Source organism: Sphingopyxis sp. (assembly GCF_965227415.1).
Classification (GTDB): domain Bacteria; phylum Pseudomonadota; class Alphaproteobacteria; order Sphingomonadales; family Sphingomonadaceae; genus Sphingopyxis.
The window spans coordinates 3,935,139-3,953,414 of sequence record NZ_OZ245749.1 but is presented as its reverse complement, the minus strand read 5'-3'; the positions used below and the strand labels follow the sequence as shown (position 1 = coordinate 3,953,414).

At 64.6% G+C, this 18,276-nt stretch carries 16 protein-coding genes; 1 reads left to right on the top strand and 15 read right to left on the bottom strand.

The window, feature by feature from the left end; translation table 11 throughout:
• Positions 1-21: 21 nt before the first annotated feature.
• The 12 genes from ACO055_RS19185 to ACO055_RS19130 all read right to left on the bottom strand — a co-directional run bounded on the left by ACO055_RS19185 (position 22) and on the right by ACO055_RS19130 (position 15,665).
• Entirely contained in the window at positions 22-1,287 is a 1,266-nt protein-coding gene (locus ACO055_RS19185) for a DUF445 domain-containing protein (RefSeq protein WP_422060442.1), read from the bottom strand.
• Positions 1,288-1,359: 72 nt separating this feature from the next.
• The gene (locus tag ACO055_RS19180; RefSeq protein ID WP_422060441.1) at positions 1,360-4,776 is read right to left on the bottom strand and encodes an efflux RND transporter permease subunit; all 3,417 of its coding nucleotides are present in this window, start codon (positions 4,774-4,776) and stop codon (positions 1,360-1,362) included.
• Positions 4,777-4,834: 58 nt separating this feature from the next.
• Positions 4,835-6,040 (bottom strand): efflux RND transporter periplasmic adaptor subunit, encoded by a 1,206-nt coding sequence (locus ACO055_RS19175; RefSeq protein WP_422060440.1) that lies wholly within the window; start codon positions 6,038-6,040, stop codon positions 4,835-4,837.
• A gap of 283 nt (positions 6,041-6,323) precedes the next feature.
• Entirely contained in the window at positions 6,324-6,596 is a 273-nt protein-coding gene (locus ACO055_RS19170) for a GlsB/YeaQ/YmgE family stress response membrane protein (protein ID WP_422060439.1), read from the bottom strand.
• 1,118 nt (positions 6,597-7,714) lie between these two features.
• Positions 7,715-8,824: a DUF2853 family protein gene (locus ACO055_RS19165; RefSeq protein ID WP_422060438.1), complete on the bottom strand. Its 1,110-nt coding sequence runs from the start codon at positions 8,822-8,824 to the stop codon at positions 7,715-7,717.
• Positions 8,825-8,970: 146 nt separating this feature from the next.
• A complete protein-coding gene (gene nadA / locus ACO055_RS19160; RefSeq protein ID WP_422060437.1) occupies positions 8,971-9,960 on the bottom strand; it encodes a quinolinate synthase NadA in 990 nt (329 codons plus the stop codon).
• A 74-nt stretch (positions 9,961-10,034) separates the two neighbouring features.
• Positions 10,035-10,805 (bottom strand): hypothetical protein, encoded by a 771-nt coding sequence (locus tag ACO055_RS19155; RefSeq protein ID WP_422060436.1) that lies wholly within the window; start codon positions 10,803-10,805, stop codon positions 10,035-10,037.
• A 66-nt stretch (positions 10,806-10,871) separates the two neighbouring features.
• Positions 10,872-11,501, bottom strand: coding sequence for a DUF4230 domain-containing protein (locus tag ACO055_RS19150; RefSeq protein ID WP_422060435.1), 630 nt, complete (start codon positions 11,499-11,501; stop codon positions 10,872-10,874).
• Positions 11,498-12,253 carry a hypothetical protein gene (locus tag ACO055_RS19145; RefSeq protein WP_422060434.1) on the bottom strand — a complete coding sequence of 252 codons (756 nt, stop codon included), beginning with the start codon at positions 12,251-12,253 and terminating at the stop codon, positions 11,498-11,500. The genes ACO055_RS19150 and ACO055_RS19145 overlap by 4 nt, the downstream gene beginning before the upstream one ends.
• Entirely contained in the window at positions 12,253-13,170 is a 918-nt protein-coding gene (locus ACO055_RS19140; RefSeq protein WP_422060433.1) for an MBL fold metallo-hydrolase, read from the bottom strand. Before ACO055_RS19140 ends, ACO055_RS19145 begins: the two co-directional genes overlap by 1 nt.
• 429 nt (positions 13,171-13,599) lie before the next feature.
• Positions 13,600-15,300, bottom strand: coding sequence for a M56 family metallopeptidase (locus ACO055_RS19135; RefSeq protein WP_422060432.1), 1,701 nt, complete (start codon positions 15,298-15,300; stop codon positions 13,600-13,602).
• Positions 15,297-15,665: a BlaI/MecI/CopY family transcriptional regulator gene (locus ACO055_RS19130; RefSeq protein WP_422060431.1), complete on the bottom strand. Its 369-nt coding sequence runs from the start codon at positions 15,663-15,665 to the stop codon at positions 15,297-15,299. The genes ACO055_RS19135 and ACO055_RS19130 overlap by 4 nt, the downstream gene beginning before the upstream one ends.
• A gap of 413 nt (positions 15,666-16,078) precedes the next feature.
• On the opposite strand from ACO055_RS19130, the gene ACO055_RS19125 reads away from it, so the two are divergent.
• Positions 16,079-17,203 (top strand): acyltransferase family protein, encoded by a 1,125-nt coding sequence (locus ACO055_RS19125; protein ID WP_422060430.1) that lies wholly within the window; start codon positions 16,079-16,081, stop codon positions 17,201-17,203.
• A 27-nt stretch (positions 17,204-17,230) separates the two neighbouring features.
• Here ACO055_RS19125 and grxD read toward each other — a convergent pair whose 3' ends face one another.
• From grxD to ACO055_RS19110, 3 genes are read right to left on the bottom strand one after another with little or no spacing between them, the layout of a single operon-like run.
• Entirely contained in the window at positions 17,231-17,563 is a 333-nt protein-coding gene (gene grxD, locus ACO055_RS19120; protein WP_422060429.1) for a Grx4 family monothiol glutaredoxin, read from the bottom strand.
• Between the two features lie 48 nt (positions 17,564-17,611).
• The gene (locus ACO055_RS19115; RefSeq protein ID WP_422060428.1) at positions 17,612-17,845 is read right to left on the bottom strand and encodes a BolA/IbaG family iron-sulfur metabolism protein; all 234 of its coding nucleotides are present in this window, start codon (positions 17,843-17,845) and stop codon (positions 17,612-17,614) included.
• Between the two features lie 10 nt (positions 17,846-17,855).
• Entirely contained in the window at positions 17,856-18,182 is a 327-nt protein-coding gene (locus tag ACO055_RS19110; protein WP_422060427.1) for a DUF1476 domain-containing protein, read from the bottom strand.
• Positions 18,183-18,276 lie beyond the last annotated feature (94 nt).

Sequence of the window (18,276 nt, the reverse complement as noted above, 5' to 3'; positions counted from 1 at the left end):
TTGTCCGGAAACTGACGTTGGCTAAATCAGCAAATCCACCGTGTGGATCAGCACGCCGACCAGACCGCCGACCAGCGTTCCGTTGATGCGGATATATTGCAGATCGTCGCCGACCGCATTTTCCAGCCGGTCGGTGATCGTCTTTGCGTCCCAGCCGCGGATCGTGTCGGACACCAGCTTCAGCGCAGTCTCGCCATAGCTGTCGACCGTGCCGACCACGGCGCGGCGTGCATAGCGGTTGAGCGTGCGCTTGATCGCGACATCCTCGCCCAGCATCGCCCCGAACTGCGTGAACAGCTCGCCGATCCGGCCCGCCAGCATCGTTTCGGGATCGCGCGCGGCCTTGAGCAGCGCGCTGCGGCCCTGCTCCCACAGACCGTCGAGCCAGCGCTTGACCGCCTTGTTTTCGAGCAATTCGTCGCGAACCTTGGCGACCTTCGCCTTGACCTCGGGGTCGTGCTGCAGGTCGAGCGCCATCTTGGCGAGGCCTTCCTCGACCCGGATGCGCAGCGGATGCGTTTCATCGACCGCCATCTCGCTGAGCAGCCGCGACAGCCCGGCGACGATGCGGTTCGAGATGCTTTCGTCGAGCCCGGTAAAGCGCACGATCGCGTTGCTGTTGTCGTGGACCATCTGGTGGATCAGATGCTCGTTGAGTTCGAGCGTCTTCGATCCCCATTTGACCATCGCGTCGAGCAAGGGCTGGTGCCGCCCTTCGGCGAGCGCCGCTTGCAGTGCCTGCCCCAGCAGCGGGGCGACGTCGAGTTCGCGCAGGCGGTCGGCGATCGCCGATTTGACCATGCCGCCAAGCCGTTGCTGGTCGAGCGCGCCGAGCCCGTCGGCAATGATCCGCGACGCGCCTAGCTTCAGCCGCCCGCCGCCTTCGGCCGGTTGGGACAGGAATTTGCCGACCGCGCCGGCGACGTCGACCGTCTGCATCTTGCGCGCGATCAGGCGCGGCAGCAGGAAATTGGTCAGCAGGAAGCGGGCGAGCGTGTCGCCGATGCGGTTCTTGTTGCGCGGGACGATCGCGGTGTGCGGGATCGGGATTCCCATCGGATGCCGGAACAGCGCGGTGACCGCGAACCAGTCGGCTAGCCCGCCGACCATTGCGGCTTCGGCAAAGGCGCGGACGAAACCAACCGCCGGATGGACGTCCTGAAAATATCGGGCGGCCAGAAAGATCGCCGCCATCACGACGAGCAATCCGGTCGCGACAACACGAATGTTGGAACCCTTGGCCGGAATGGCGAGGCCAATCGGGCGGGAAAGCGCTGGGTCGGTCATGCGAACCAAATGGCGAAATGCCGCAAAGGTTGCAACCGGCGCAGCAGCTTACCGCGCCGGTTGGCTCTCATGTCACTCGGCCGGTTCGGGCGTCGGCGCCGAATGCGGCTTCGTATCGTCGCCCTTCCGGTAGGTGAGCAGGTTGCTCGAGAAGAAACGGCCCAGCCGCTTTTCCATGCTGTCGGCCAGGCTGAAGCCCGCCGGAACGATCAGCAGGGTCAACAGCGTCGACAGGATCAACCCGCCGATCACGACGACGCCCATCGGTGCGCGCCACGCCCCGTCACCCGAGAGCGACAGCGCCGTCGGCACCATGCCCGCGACCATCGCGACCGTGGTCATGACGATCGGCTGCGCACGCTTGCGGCCCGCATCGAGCAGCGCGTCCATCTTGCTGACGCCATGATCCATCTCCTCGATCGCGAAGTCGACGAGCAGGATCGAGTTCTTGGCCACGATGCCGAGCAGCATCAGCAGGCCGATGAAAACCGGCATCGAGATTTCCATGCCGGTGACCAGCAGGCCGAGCAGGCCGCCGAGCGGCGCCAGCAGCAGCGAGGACATATTGACCAGCGGCGACAGGAAGCGGCGATAGAGCAGCACCAGGGTCGAGAAAACGAGCATCAGCCCCGACACGACCGCGATCAGGAAGTTGTTGATCAGTTCGGCCTGCCATTTGGCGTCGCCCTGCACGACCTTGCGGATGCCCTGCGGCATAGCCTTGACCGCAGGCAGCTCGTCGATCTTCTTTTGCGCATTGCCCGTGACGAGCCCCGGCGCCAGATCGGCACCGATCACGATGCGCCGCGTCTGGTTGTAACGGCGCAGTTCGGTCGGACCCGCGCCAAAGCCGATTTCAGCCACCGACTTCAGCGGCACGGTGGTCCCGCGCGAGGTCGGCACCGGCAGATTTTCGATCGTCGCGAGCGCGCGGCGCGAATCTTCGGACAGGAGCACACGGATCGGGATCTGCCGGTCGGACAGCGAGAATTTCGCCGCATTCTGGTCGATGTCGCCGATCGTCGCGATGCGGATCGTCTGGCTGAGCGCTGCGGTGGTCACGCCGAGTTCAGCCGCCAGATCCATCCGCGGATTGACGATGATTTCGGGGCGCGGAATATCGCCCTCGATCCGCGGCGAGCGCAGTTCCTTGACCTTGCCCATCTGCGACACGATCAGGCGCGCATGCTTTTCGAGCGCCACCGGGTCGTCGCCGCCGATGATGAAGGTGATGTCGCGGCCCGAAAAGCCGCCCGACTGGCTCTGGAAATGGACGCGCGCATCGGGGATCGCCGACATCTTCGGCTGAAGATTGCGCTCCCACTCAACGCTCGAAAGCTCGCGGTCCTTCTTCAGCGTGATATAGACGCCGCCGCCGCCGACGTTGACGTCGAAGAACGCGTTTTCGACCGTCGGATTGGCTTCCAGGATGTCGTTGATCTGGTTCGAGATATGCTCGCTCTGCGCGAGCGTCGAACCCGGCGGCAATTCATAGCTGATCTGGCTGTAATCGCTGTTGATCGTCGGCTGGAACTGTTGCGGCAGCACCATGAACAGCACGATGCTCGTCGCAAAGGCCAGGAAGCCGATGCCGACGATCCAGACGCGATGGTCGAACAAGCGCGCCCAGGCCCGCAGCGCCATCGATTTCGCCCAATGGGTGAACGCCCATTGGCGAACGCCCATCGCATAAGCGATCGCGCCGAGGATGATCTGCAGAAGCGAGACGGCCAGAAAAGCGCCAATGATGGAGAGCGGCGTCAGCAGCAGGAAATGCAGCGCCGCATTCGGGGCATCCTCCCCCAGCGGGACCGGTTTGAAATAAGTCAGGACCATCATCACCGCGGCGATGCCGGCGGCGATGAGCGGCACGATCAGGAACATCAGCCGCGTCGGCGTCAGGTCATAGCCCGCACGCTTCGCGCCATGCTTCTTGCTGTCGAGCGTCCACGACAGGATGCGCTCGTACCGGTCGACCCACGGCCCCGCGGCATGCTCCTGCTCGCCCTCTGCCGACAGGAAATAGGCGGCGATCATCGGCGTGATCATGCGCGCGACCGCCAGGCTGACGAGCACGGCAAAGACAACGGTCATGCCGAACTGGATGAAGAACTGGCCGGAAATGCCGGGCATCAGCGCGACGGGCAGGAACACCGCGACGATCGACATCGTCGTCGCGACGACCGCGAGCCCGATTTCGTCGGCGGCATCGATCGACGCCTGATAGGCGGTCTTGCCCATCCGCATATGCCTGACGATATTCTCGATCTCCACGATCGCATCGTCGACGAGCACCCCGGCGACCAGGCTGAGCGCGAGCAACGACAGGCCGTTCAGCGAAAAGCCCATCATTTCCATGAACCAGAAGGTCGGGATCGCCGACAGCGGGATCGCGAGCGCGCTGATCAGCGTCGCGCGCCAGTCGCGCAGGAACAGGAAGACGACGACCACGGCGAGCACCGCGCCCTCGATCATCGCGGCCATCGAGCTGCGATATTGTTCCTTGGTATATTCGGTGCGCGTGAAGAGGATCTTGAAGTCGACCTTCGGGTTGTTCTTCTTGATCTCCTCGAGCTTCTTCATCGTCTCGTCGTGGATCGTGACGTCCGACGCGCCCTTTGCCTTTTCGATCGAAAAGCTCAGCACCTGGCGCCCGCGGATCTTTGCAAGGTTGCGCTGTTCGGCATAGCCGTCGGTCACCTTGGCGATGTCCGACAGCCGGATCGTGCGGCCGTTGCCGATCGAGATGCGCGAGTCACCCAGCGCGAAGGCATTGGCGGCGTTGCCGAGCACGCGCACGGCCTGTTCGGAGCCCGCGATTTCGGTGCGGCCGCCCGCGGCGTTGACGTTGGTCTGGCGCAGCTGCTGGTTCACCTGGCTTGCGGTCAGGCCATAGCTTTGCATGCGCGACGGATCGAGGATCACGCGGATCTCGCGGTCGACGCCGCCCGACCGGCGCACCTGGCTCATGCCCGGGATCGAAAGCAGTTCTTTCGCGATCGTGTTGTCGACGAACCACGACAGCTGTTCGAGCGTCATGTCGCTCGTCTCGACCGCGAAATAGGTGATCGGGCCGCCGGCAATATCGACGCGCACGACCTGCGGTTCGAGGATGCCGTCGGGCAGGTCGCTGCGGATCTGCTGCACGGCCTGGTTGACGTCGTTATAGGCGCGGTCGATCGGCGTGCCGATCGCGAACTGCACCATCGTCCGGCTGTTGCCTTCGGCGACATAGGACGACATTTCGTCAACGCCGCTGACGCCGCGTACCGCGGCCTCGATGCGCTGCGTGACCTGCGTCTCAAGCTCGGTCGGCGCGGCGCCCGGCTGCGCAACGATGACCTGCACCGCCGGGAATTCGATGTCCGGATTGTCGTTCACGTCCATCCGGTTGAAGCTGACGACGCCCGCCAGCAGCAACAGGACGAACAGGACGATCGGCGGCACCGGGTTGCGGATGCACCAGGCGGAAATGTTGCGAAAGCTCATGATTCAAACGCCTTTTGCGCGTGCTGTCCGAAGAAGCGGCCCGTGACTGCGACGATGTCTATTGCGACGATTTCTGCAAAACCGGCTTCACCTTGTCGCCGACGTTGAGGAAGGCGCCCGCAAGCACGACGATCTTTTCGTTACCGGTCAGGCCGGAAGCGATCGAAACGCCGCCGTCGGTCACCGTGCCGACTTTCACGGCGCGGCGCTGAATCACATTCTTGCCGTCGACGACCAGAACGAAACTGCCTTCGGGGCTGCTCTGCACGGCGCTTTCCGGCAGCAACGGCGCCTGTTCGGTGCCCGAGACCAAGCGCGCATCGGCAAAGCCGCCGGGGCGCAGCGCCGCGCTGTACGGCACCGCGATACGGACCGTACCCTGGCGGCTGTCCATGTTCACGATCGGCGAGACCTGCCACACCTGACCGGCAATCTTCAGGTCGGTGCCGACGGGCGTGACCGTCGCGGTCGTACCGACGTTGACGCGCTGCAGATCGGCTTCGGAGAGCTGCGCGAGCATTTCCATCTCGCCGCCTCGTGCCATGCGGAACAGCACGCCGCTGCCTGCGCCGACGACCTGGCCGGGTTCGACCTGCCGCGTCAGCACCAGACCTGCCGCCGGAGCGACGATGTTGAGGCGACCGTTGCGTGCGACGGCTTCCTGATATTGCGCCTGTGCGACGCGAACGCGCGCGTTGGCGGCGTCGCGCGTCGCGCGCTTGCGATCCATGTCGGCTTTCGAGATGAAGCCGCGGCCGACGAGCGCCTGCGCGCGTTCGAGTTCGGCCTGCGCAAGATCGGCATCGGCCTGCGACACCTTGATCGATGCGGCCAGGCTGGTCGCCTGCTGCGTCTGGACCGAGCGGTCGATGATCGCGAGCGTCTGACCCGCGCCGACCCACTGCCCGGGCTCGACCAGGACGCGGACGACCTGACCGCCTTCACCGGCGATGCCGACGGGCATTTCGCGCCGCGCGGCGATCGTGCCGTTGGCGGCGATCGCGGTCTGAACCGCCACGCGGCCGGGAACCACGACGGTCACGTTCGGGATGTTCTGCGCGCCCGCGCCGCCTGCGGCTCCAGCAGCGGCGGCGCCATCGGCCTTGCTATGCGCAAAGGCGTACCAGACGGCGAGAAGCACCACCGCGATCAGCCCCACCGCAATGATCAGCCGTGTCCGCTTGCGGCGGCTGTCCTGCTCTTCGTAATAGCTTTGCGTCCCCGCCAGGCTGTCCATCGAATCCACTTTCCGCTCGTAGTTCACGCCATATCCCCTCTGACACCCGCAAAAGTCCTGGCGACGATCGCACGGCGGCGATCGTCCCGGCCCGCAGATGCAGGATAATCCCTTTGAAGGTGTATTACCCTATTATAGCACCGCATGCAAGAGGTGAAAGCCCCCCGGCCACCCTGCCCTCCAGCCGGGTGGCCTTAGGAGGCTCTTGGCGCGATTTCCAGTGCTTAGCGCATGAAAATGGGCGGCCGGCACCAGCCGACCGCCCTATTTCGCGCCGTCCGGTTCGCGAGGAACCGGTCGGCCAGCCTGATTAGCGGACCTTGCCGCGCCGGATCAGGTTGACGATGGCGAGCAAAAGAATGGCACCGACGAACGCCGTCACCAAAGTCCGCCAGTCGAACGCGTCGCCACGCAAATGGCCACCGCCGAGGAGGCCGCCGAACAGCAGGCGGCCGAGTATCGAGCCGATACAACCAACGATGATGTTCAGGAAAATGCCCTGTTGGGCGTCAGTGCGCATCACGATGCTGGCAATCCAGCCGATGACGCCGCCCATCACGATTGCAATAATGAAATCAATCATCTGTTTGACCCCCTACGATCATTGGATGCCTGTCGCTGCAGGCCGGGACGTTGCTACCTTAAATATTTCCAATCGCATAGCAAAATGGCTTCGCGCCAGTTCCGGCATCCAACGCTGGCCACGGCACACCCGAACCAGAGGATGATGACCGAATCCGCAACGCGCCATTAAGATCCGCACAGCGCGAGCGCTGCGAAGAAAAAATCGCCGAAGGGGAAAAAGGTTCCCGGCCGTCCCGAAGGACGAAACCGGGAAAAGGGGGATCAGTTCCGGTCGGGGAACTTCTCCGGGTCGCAGGTCGGCAATAAGCAGCCAAGTTTGACCGGGATGTGACGCGCGTCACACGACAGAAAATATTTCGGCGGGTTGGCGAAAGCGGGATCGCGCAGCGCGCGGCGTCGCGCGGCAATAAGGCGCGCAAACGAAATGGGGGCCGACATCGCTGCCAACCCCCACTATCCGGCTGTTGTTCCTTCGCACCCCGCTTCACCTCATCCCGGTCCACCTGTCCGAAGACCTGTGGCCCGCAAAACGATGCGGAGCGGCGCACGCCGGAGCAGTCCGGCGATGGTTTGGTCGGCCCCCTTTCGGGGGCCGGCCTCACCTGAAAAGCCCTTCATCATCTTGTCCGTGCCTCTGTCGAAACAGCTGCGCTTCCAGAGCGATGGACTGCTTTTCATGTCCTGATCGGGTCCGCTTCAACTCGTGGGAATCGCTGCGTTCCGTGACCAAGATACCGGTCAATCTCCTCGTAAAACCAGTCCGTTCTCTTCTGGCTAGTCTTGCAACTACCCTTGATGTCCCGGCGGCTTTTCGTCTCTGTCGTCCGATGATTTGAAGCTGTCACGAACCGATTTCGTCGCCAACAAAAAAGGCGCGGGAAACCCGTTTCGAGGTCCCGCGCTTGTGGATAAGTCCGGTATTAGCAACAAGCCATTATCGCCCCGCATCTTTGTAACATCGCGGCAACATTTTCGGATGCGAGAATCGAATAGCCGCGCCGTATCGTGGTCTCGATCGTACCGCCGCGACGCCCGTCGAGTCGCGACTCGGCGCCCCGAAAACAAAAAAAGAGCGAGGCCTCACGCCTCGCTCTTTTCACGATAGCAGGGCGACGATCAGCCCTTGACGGTAATCTCGACGCGGCGGGCCGCCGCGTTGTCCGCCGCGGTCGTCGTCGTCTCGGCGGGCTTTTCCAGCACGACCTTGTCGGCGGCGATGCCAAGCTTTTCGAGCGCTGCCTTGACGCTCTGCGCCCGTTTCTTCGAAAGCTCGGCATTGGCCGCGGCATTGCCCGTCGGGTCATTATAGCCCGATACGGCCAGGGTCGCCGCGGAATTGGCGGCGAGATAGGCCTTAACCGCCGAAGCCGCGGTCGACAGGTCGTTCGACACGTCCGATTTGCCCGTGTCGAAATAGACCGTCAGCATCGGCTTGCCCTCGCGATCCGCCGCGACGACGCCGGCGCCCTCGGGGATCGCCGCCGCAGCGGCGGGGGAAGCCGCGGGATCGGCGGGCACGGCCTTCTCGCTGATCGCCGCCTGGTCGGCCGCCGGTGCAACCGCCGTGTCCTGCTTCGAGCAATAGCGCAGCCCGAAGAAGAGCAGCGCCGCCAGAACCAGCCCGAGCAGAAGCCACGGCAGCCAGCCCATTCCTCCGCCCGACTCGTCTGCGTCGCCACCCGAGTAGACGGTTTGAGGAGGGGCTGCTGCCGGTGCGGGTGCGGGTGCTGCTGCTACGGGAGCGGCAGACGCTGGCGCAGGCGCAGGCGCGGCAGCCGCTGCACCAGCCAGCCCCGCTGCGGCAAGCGGCGGCGCCGACGCTTCGTCCTTGCTCGTGTCGCCGCCCGAACCGCCAATAGCGGCCAGAGCGGCGGCCGATCCCCCCGCGCCGACGGCGCCGGCAATGCCGCCAAAGATGTTGAGCAGGCCGAAATGCTGCGCGAGGAGATAATAGACGGTGACGCGATTCTTTGTCCGGTCACCCTTCATCTGCGCGCCGACGCCGGCAATCGCTGCGTCGAGCGCGGCGTCGTCGTGGGTCAGCCCCAGCTTCTTTTTCAGATAATTTTCGCGAACCCGGTCGGTTTCGGTCTTGTCGGTAAAGGAGACGAGGGAAGAGTCGCGGTTCCTGAGCGCAATCCCCAGATATTTGACGATTGCCGAGACCACTGTTTCGTCGGCGTCTGCGACATATTTCCTGACATCCGCCAGCCAATCTTCTGCCATGCGACCATACTCCTACCCAGACGCAAGGCTTCGCCGTTCGGCGCTCGCACGGGGGCGAGACTCGCGCCTTAGGAGTTGGAACTTATATCAATTTTCACGAATGCAACATCCACCCGAAGGCGGGCCACTCTACCCGTTCCGATCGCCTATCGCTGGCCCAGATCGCCCTTGCCGACCGTCCCCGATGCCATTTCGAGCATCCGGTCGAGGCTCTTGCGCGCCGCGAGGCGAAGCTCTTCGTCCATCTCGATCTGTGGCTTCAGATCGCGCAGGGCCAGATAGAGCTTCTCCATCGTGTTGAGCGCCATATAGGGACAGATGTTGCAGTTGCAGTTCCCGTCGGCCCCTGGCGCCCCGATGAAATTCTTCTCGGGCAGCGCGAGCTCCATCTGGTGGATGATGTGCGGCTCGGTCGCGACGATCAGCGTGTCGCCTTCGAAGGTCTTCGCGAATTGCAGGATGCCGCTCGTCGAGCCGACATAATCGGCATGATCGACGATATAGGGCGGGCATTCGGGATGCGCGGCGACCGGCGCGCCCGGATGCTGCGCCTTGAGTTTGAGCAGCTCGGTTTCGCTGAACGCTTCGTGGACGATGCACACCCCCGGCCAGAGCAGCATGTCGCGTCCGAACTTGCGATTGAGATAGCCGCCAAGATGCCGATCGGGGCCGAAGATGATCTTCTGGCTTTCGGGAATCTGGCTGATGATCGTCTCGGCGCTCGACGAGGTGACGATGATGTCGCTGAGCGCCTTCACCGCCGCCGAGCAGTTGATGTAGGTCAGCGCAATATGGTCGGGGTGCTTTTCGCGAAAGCGCTTGAACTGCTCGGGCGGACAACTGTCCTCGAGGCTGCACCCCGCGTCCATGTCGGGCAGGATCACCGTCTTTTGCGGGCTCAGGATCTTTGCGGTCTCGGCCATGAACTTGACGCCGCAGAAGGCGATGACGTCCGCGTCGGTGTCGGCGGCCTTGCGCGACAGCTCGAGCGAATCGCCGACGAAATCGGCGAGGTCCTGAATTTCAGGCTTCTGGTAATAATGCGCCAGGATGACCGCGTTGCGGTCCTTGCGCAGCCGGTCGATTTCGGCACGCAGGTCGAGGCCCGAGAGATTCTCGCGAATGGGAGCAGTCATCGCTTTATCCTTATATGGCTTTGCCTTGCGCGCCCTCTACAACGGGGTCTGCGGCAGGGCAATTGGCGCCGTACCTAGATGGGCGGCGGCGGCGCGAAGGCAAGGCCATCGACGGCCGCGCCGGGATGCCCCGCGGTCACCGACGCATAGATCGCGTCGCCGAGCGGCGAAAAGGCGACCAGATGCGCGATCGGGATCGCCGCGACGATGCCGAGCATTCCCCACCACCATGCGGGGTGCACGCGCCCCTCGCGCCGCAGATCGCGCACCATGCCGATGACCGGGATCGCAAGCCCGCAAAGGCCCGCAATGTTCCACGCGTGCGGCGCAAGGAGCGGCATGGGCAACAATCGCCCGAACGCCGGTCCGAGTATCGACGCCATCGCGCACAGTTGAAGGCGCATGTGCCAGTCCGGGCGTCGACGCATTCGCAACGCTGCGCCGATCAGTATCGCAAAACAGAGGATGTTCGCCGGATTGGCGATCAGAAAATGCTGCGGCTGAAAAAAGAAGGGCGCGGTGCCGCGCTGGACCATGTCGATGGTGATCCAGAAGCCGAAGACGATCATCAACAGCGTCCACAGCGCCGCGATCCGGCCGAGCCGGCGGTGAAGCGCCACGGACCCGCTCGATGCGAACCAGCTCTGCGCGACGAAGATGCCGACCCATGTCATAAAGATCAGGCCATGGGCATGGACGAGCGGGCGCGCGGTGAAAGTCGAGCGCCCCATCGCCCACTGCATCGTAAAGCCCGTGACGATGATGATCGCCATCGCGACCGCACTGCGGAAATAGAAGCGGTCCTTGTCCGCCGCTGCGAGCGGCTCCTGCGCTATGGTCGCCATCGGATGTCCCCCTGTGCCCGAATGCAGGTGGAGACTATCGCAACGAACGGGGAGCGAAAAGCCGAATTACTCGGCGAAGCGCGCAGTGACCTTTGCGTCGATCCCTGCGGCCTTGAGCGGCATCGCGAAGCTCTGTTCGACCGCGGCGCGCGCGGCGCCCTGCGCGAGCCGCATCGGGGTCGTGCCCTTGGCCTGCTTGATCAGCTCTTCCTGCGCCGCCCTGCGGTTCGCGGTATCGAGCGTCTTTTCGGCGTCGGTCAGGGCCAGCAGGATTTCACCGTCGCGATATTCGCTGATCGCATCGAGATCGATTTCGGGACCGGCGAGGCGCAGCTGCGGCAAGGTGACGGTGAGCGCGTTTGTCGCCGCATCCCAGTCGAGGTCGGACTGTTTCAGCTTTCCGAGGTCGAGTTCGTAGCGGACCGTGCCGGGCATGATCAGCGTCTTCTTCGCGCTCAGCCCCAGCCGGCTCTGCGTCGAGGTCACGACCGCGACATAACGCGCGGTAAAGGGCACGAGAACATTCTGTTCCTGCAAGCCTTGCAGGCTGGCGGCCACAACGGTTTCGGGATCATAGCCGCGCTGCCAGTCGCGCCATGCGGAGAAGGCCCACCAGGCGGCGAGCGCGAGCAGCGCGGCGGCGGCGAGCAAGATGAGGCGCGGCAAAAGGCGCGGTGCGGGGGCGAGATCGGTCATGGCGTGGTGTAATCCGAACAATCGGGCGCCGGCCGGTCCATTTCATAGCGCGACGTCGCGGGGTTGTAGCGCAGTACGCGCTGATAGGTGCAGGTCGGGTCCTGGGCGCGGACAAGATCGGCGCGCTTCAGCTTGATCGCGCTGTTATCCTCCGACCGCTTCGACGTTCGCGGATAGCTGGTCGCGACGCTGCCATAGGTCAGCGCGGGCAGCCCGCCGCCGTCGTCGGGCGCCGCCGTGAGTGTCGCTTTGAAATCATATTCGTCGTGACACGCCTCAAGCCGGTCCTTCATATCCTCTTCGGAGAAACAGGCGCGGATCATCAGCGATCCGTCCCACACGACATTCAGCACTTCCTCGCCGAGTCCGGTCGCGCCGGGCGCGGTGCCGAATTCGAACAGATGCAGGCGCGTCGCCGAGCCGCCGCCGCCCGAATACATGGCGTTCACGCGGCCAAGGATGCCCACGAGGTAGCGCGGCGCGCCGTCGTCGCTCTTCACCGCAATCAGGTGCGGCCAGAGTTCCTGTTTTTCGGCGTCGGTAAAGGCCGGCAATGCCGCATTGGTCGATGAGCCTTCGGTCGGCGATGTGACGATCAGTTCGGCCGCGCTCGCGGTACCGTCTTCGGTGGCCGGGAGTTCGAGGCACAGGCTCCTATCGGGCAGGCATTGCCGGTCGCCTTCGCCCTTCACCAGCGCGATCACCGGGCCATCGGCGGGCGCGGCGGCCGCGAGCAGGAGCGCCAGGAGCATCAGGCGAGCATCCACTCATCGCCTTCGGCCCGCACGACGCCGCGGGTCTTGAGATCGATCAGGTGCGCGAGCACCGAACGACCGGCGGCGCCGGTCAGGCGCGGGTCGAGGCCCTTGTACATATGCGCCACCATCGCGGGGATGACGTTTATGCCCTTGTCCAGTTCCTTCAATATCTGCCGCTCGCGCTGCTTGCGGTGGCCGAGCATCCCGCGCACGAGCTGTTTCGGCTTCGTCACCGCGGGCCCATGAGCGGGATAATAGACACGGTCGTCGCGCTCATACAGCTTCGACAGGCTCGCCATATAGGCCGCCATGTCGCCGTCGGGCGGGCTGACGACGCTGGTCGACCAGGCCATGACATGATCGCCGGTAAACAGCGCGCCGCTTTCGGCAAGGCCGAAGCAGAGATGGTTCGAGGTATGTCCCGGCGTCGCGACCGCCTCGATCGTCCAGCCGTCGCCCGAAATCCGATCGCCGTCTGCCAGCACGCGGTCTGGCGCATAGTCGGGATCGAACGCCGAGTCCGCGCGCGGCCCGTCGTCGCGCAGCGCCAGCGGAGCGCAGCCGATGATCGGCGCGCCGGTCGCTTCCTTCAGCGGCGCGGCGGCGGGGCTATGATCGCGGTGGGTGTGCGTGCACAGGATCGCGGCGATACGCTGGCCCTCGGTCGCGCGCAGGATCGCATCGACATGCCCGGTCCCGTTGGCATCCGGCGGATCGCCGATGCTCATGCCCGATCCCGTCGGGCCGGGATCGATCACCGCAACGTCGCTGCCAGCACCGACGATCCAGGTCTGCGTCCCGGTAAATGTATAAGGCGACGGGTTCGGCGCGAGCACGCGGCGCACCAGCGGCTCGTGCAGCTCGCACTCGCCGGCGCGGATCGTGTCGGGCCAGGGCTTGTCTTCGCTCATGCTGTCCATGTGGCATTGCGAAGGGCAGAACGAAAGAGGGAGCGACCAACATTTGCCAACAAGGAGCCGGTGCGGCCGACGATAACGACCGGTGGTGACCAATCCTTTGCCGTCACCCTGGACTTGATCCAGCGTCCATAACGACGGTGCAGCTATGGATCCCGGGTCGAGCCCGGGATGACGAAGGGAAGCCAGCCCCCGTCCCCACATCAGCCCACATCAGCCGTTCGCTGCGGATGTGCCATGATCGGCAGCCATGATCGGACCGCGACATTTACAGCATGACGACAATGGACCGCCCGCCCCCTAACCCGTCATCTCTCTCATTCCCGCGCGCGAAAAAGGGAGCGACATGGGCCGCTCCCTTTCCCCGCCCCTGCCGCCGACCCCACCGGGGAATGGGGGTCGACGTCAAAGCTGTCGGCCGTGTCAGTCGGCCGATTTCTCGATCTCGGCGATCGCCTTGTCGAGGTCGGCAGCCACTTTGGCGCGCATATCATCCGACAGATTGCGTGCAGCCTCACCCTTGGCGAAGCTCTCGCGCGCCTTCTTCAGTGCCGAGAGGCGTGCCGCCTTGCTTTCGGCGGTGTCGCCGCAGCGGATCATCACGATGCGCTGCCGCTTGTCGCCGCTGGCTTCCTCGCGATTGACAATCGGCGCCGATTTCGAACCGTCACCGCACTTGCCCATCACCATGGCCTTGCCGTCGAACTGGCCCCAGGCGCCATGCGCCATCGGCGGCATGGGAGGCATCGGCGGCATCGGCGCCATCGCGGTGTGGATACGCTCGCGGCGCTTGGCCTCCAGCTTGTCGGCGATCGCTTCCGCCTTGGCGCCGGTGATCCCCTGTTCCTTGAGCGTCGCGATGACATCGTCGCGCGACAGGCCGCCGGGATTGCGAATATGAATGCGTTGAACGGTGCCGTCCTTGCCCTGGCCGTCGGCCGGCGCAAACATCACCGCCGGATGCCCTTGGCCCTCGCCATCACGGCGGATGACGATGCGGTGGACTTCGCGCTTCTTGCCGTCCTTGTCCTTGGCCTGATCGCCGTCCCGCACATCGGTGAAGATCATGACGTTCGACAGTTCGCCCTGTGCGGGAGCCTCGGGCGGCAGCGGCGCATCGGGCGCGGGCGGCGGCGCGGGAGGCCCCGGCGGCTCGGCCATGTCGGCTTGCGCACTCGCGGTCGCAGCGGGCACCAGCGTCGCCGTCGTCGCGAGCACGGCAAGCGTCGCACCGCCGACGAGCAGCTTGCCGATCATGCCGCGCTTTCTCGAAATATCCTGCCTCATCAGCATCGTCAGTCTCTCCTGCAAATTGTCATGGACCGCCATCGGCGCCGCGAGCGACAGCCGCGAACCAACCGCCGCCTTGGCGATCGCGGTGGCGTATCGGGCCGTGCGCACGTCGCGCGGAGCGGTGTCGGTCATCGTCAGGACGCGCGCGTCGCACGCGGCCTCCTGGTCGAAACGAAAGGCGCGGATCGCGCGCCAGGCGAAGGGATTGAACCATTGCGACGCGAGCAGCAGCAGCGCCGCGGCATTCGCCCAAAGGTCGCCGTGGCGATGATGCGCCAGTTCGTGATCGATCGCGAGCGCGCGTTCTTCCGCCGCGTAGCGCCCGAAGAAGTCGTGCGGCACGGCGACGAAACGGCGCCGGAGCCCGAATGCGACGGGGCCGTCGACCGCACTCGTCATCACCAGCCGGACCTTGCCGATCGATTCCAGTTCGACGCCCTGCGCGAGCACCGCACGCCGAAAGCGCCGGTGCGACGCCCATGCCGACACCAGCACGAACACGACGCCTGCGGCCCAGGCCGCAAAAACATAGGGAAGCGCGTCGGCCATCGACCATGCGGGCGCGCTCGCCACCGGTGCCTGGGTCATCGCATCGACGGGCACCAGATAAAGCGCATCGCTTGCCGGCATCGCCGCGACCGGCTGCACCGGATCGGCAAAGGGCAGCGGCGGCAGGAACAGCCGCAACGCGGGCGCGAGCCAGAGCATATAAGTGAGCTGCGGGCCGAAATGGCGCGCGAAGGGCTTGCGGATCAGCAGCACCGCAAGGACAAGAGCCGCGGTGGTGACCATCGTGTCGCCCCACGCCTGCATGATCATGTCGGCGCTCATGACTTGAGCCTCCGCAGCAAGGCCTCGATCTCGGCAATGTCGGCGTCGGTCAGCGCCTCGCGCTCGGCAAGATGCGCGATCAGCGGGCTGACCCGGCCGCCGAAGAGGCGATCGACGAAGCGCTGCGATTCCTCGCCGACGGCCTCGGCGCGCTCGACCGCGGGGCGATAGAGATAGCGGCGCCCGTCGGCCTCGGCCGTGACAGCGCCCTTCTGGACAAGCCGGGCGAGCAAGGTTTTCACCGTCGCCTGTGTCCAACCGTTTATCTTGCCGATACGCTGGGTCAGGTCGGCGGCGGTCTGCGGGGCTTTGTCCCACAGCGCCGACAGCACCTGCATCTCGGAATCGCTTGCTCTTTCCGCCATGTCGGAAACCCCTCCCTTTGGCGCTGACTTGCAACACGACTACAAATGTAGTCATTCGGCTGAACGCTTCCTGAACAAAACTGAACGGCGGGATGTCGGAAATTTTGACAGCGATGGGGGACGTTAAGGAATCGCTAACCAGCGTCGCCCGCCCAAAAGCGCGAAGGCGGCAAATTGGCACGGCACTTGTATGGTAATAGATGTTCCCGAGTGTTCCGCTCAATGGAGCGGTGGGGGACATCGGTCTGGTCCCTGATGTCCCCTGCCCCCACTCAGGAAATCCCCACTTGCCCCCGATGCAAACGGGGGGCGGAGCGGCCTTCAGGCCCCGCCCCCCGGATGCTTTCTCCGACATCGAAAACGGCATCAGGCGATTTAATCCCCGATTAGAGCTTTTGGTGCATTGCATCGCGATGAGCGGGGAAAATGCCCAGACGAGAAAACTGGTCGCGCTCGACCTTTTGCGCTTTGTTTGCGCGATGCTCGTCGTCGCCTTTCATTATGGCGCATCCTATGCCCGTGAACCCGGCGCAACCGCCGCCAGCGCCTTTGCCGGCCTCTCCGTCCCTGACATGTTCGTCGCCTCGAGCTGGTACGGATGGATCGGCGTCGAGCTGTTCTTCGTGATCTCCGGCTATGTGATTGCGCTGTCGGCGCGGAGCGCCACGGCGGGCCTGTTTCTGCAACGTCGCGTGCTCCGCCTCGCGCCCGCCGCCTGGATCTGCGCGAGCCTGACGGCGATCGCGCTTCTCTGGTCCGGCGCCGGCGGCGCCGACGCGATCGGCTGGCGCTGGGTTGGATCGGCCCTGTTTCTGCCATGGCTTCCGCAGATCGACGCGTCCTATTGGACGCTCGGTATCGAGGTGAACTTCTACCTGCTGATCGCTGCCTGCCTGTGGCGCGGCGGGGTCGCAGCGATCGAGCCGCTGCCAAGGATGCTCGCGCTCGCAAGTGCCGCGTTCTGGGCCGGGCATTTTCTGGCTGGAGCGGGACTCGGCGTGACCCCGCCGTCCGGGTTCAGCCTGCTGCTGCTGCCGCATGGCTGCTTCTTCGCGCTGGGCATGTTTCTCGAACGGCGCGCCCGGACCGGCGACGTGCCGCCGCGAGCGATGTTGGGGCTGGTGCTCGCCACCTGCGCAATCGAAATCGCCAACCAGACAACCGAACGCATGCAGGCGGTCGAGGTCGAGACGGGATTCGCCATCCCGTTTGCAATTTTCATCGCGGGTCTGCTCGTTATCGCGCATGCCGACCGGCTTGCGATCGGCGGTCGACGGGCCCGGGTCGCCGCCATCCTGGGGCTCGCAAGCTATCCGCTCTATCTGATCCACCAGGACGCCGGGGCAGTGCTGATGGCGGCGATGATGCGAAACGGCGCCGCCTTCGCCGTCGTGCTGGCAACGACCGCAGCGGCAGCGGTCGCGGCGGCGGTGTTGTGCACACTATTCGCCGAACCTCGCTTGCGCGGTGCGCTTGCCGCCATCATCAGTCGGCGCCGCGCGCCGATGGCACCCGGTATCAGCCGTCCCGTCGCTTAGGGAGAAAGGGCGTCGCCGCCCTCCCGATTATTCGGCGCGCGTCGCGACGTCGCTCACCAGCGAGTGCAGTTCGCCCGCTTCCCACATTTCCATCATGATATCGCTACCGCCGACGAATTCGCCCTTCACATAGAGCTGGGGGATGGTCGGCCAGTCCGAAAATTCCTTGATGCCCTGGCGCACTTCCATGTCCTGAAGGACATCGACCGTGTCATATTCGACGCCGAGACGGTCGAGCATCGCGATCGCGCGCGACGAAAAGCCGCACTGCGGAAAGAGCGGCGTGCCCTTCATGAACAGCAGCACGGGATGGTCGGCAACCAGCTTGGCAATGCGGTCGTGGGTGGCGGGATCGCTCATCATGTGTCTCCGGTGGCGCGTCGCGCCGAAAAAATTTCTGTCTGGCCCCTATGAAGGAACGGCAGTGGTCAATTGCAAGGCATGAAGTTCGCCGCCCATGCGCCCGCCAAGCGCAGCGTACACCGCCTTGTGCTGGGCGACGCGCGCCATTCCGCGAAAGGATTCGCTGACGACATGCGCCGAATAATGGTCGTTGTCGCCGGCCAGGTCGGTGATCGTCACGACGGCGTCCGGAAAAGCCGCCTCGATCATCGCCTTCAGATCGGTCTCGCGCATGCCCATGTCGATATCCTCAGTTCTGGCTGTCCATGAACTGGCGGCGCGCCTCGATGGTCTTTTCGTTGAGCGCGGCACGAATTTCGGCATCGCTGATCTCGACCTGCGCGGCGGTCAGGTCGCCCGCAAGCTTGCGGATCACATCCTCGTCGCCCGCTTCCTCGAAATCGGCCTGAACGACGGCCTTGGCGTAAGCGTCGGTTTCCTCGGGCGTCAGCCCCATACGCTCGGCGGCCCATTCGCCGACGAGGCGGTTGCGGCGGGCGGTGATGCGGAACTGCACGTCCTGGTCGCGGGCGAATTTCGCTTCAAAAGCCCGTTCACGATCATCGAATGCGCTCATCTTTGGTCCTTGCCGGAAAATAGGGTTCACGGCCCAGATAGGTCGGGCAGACAAAGCGCGCAAGGCGCTGTGCCGCAGATCACTTCCCTTTTTC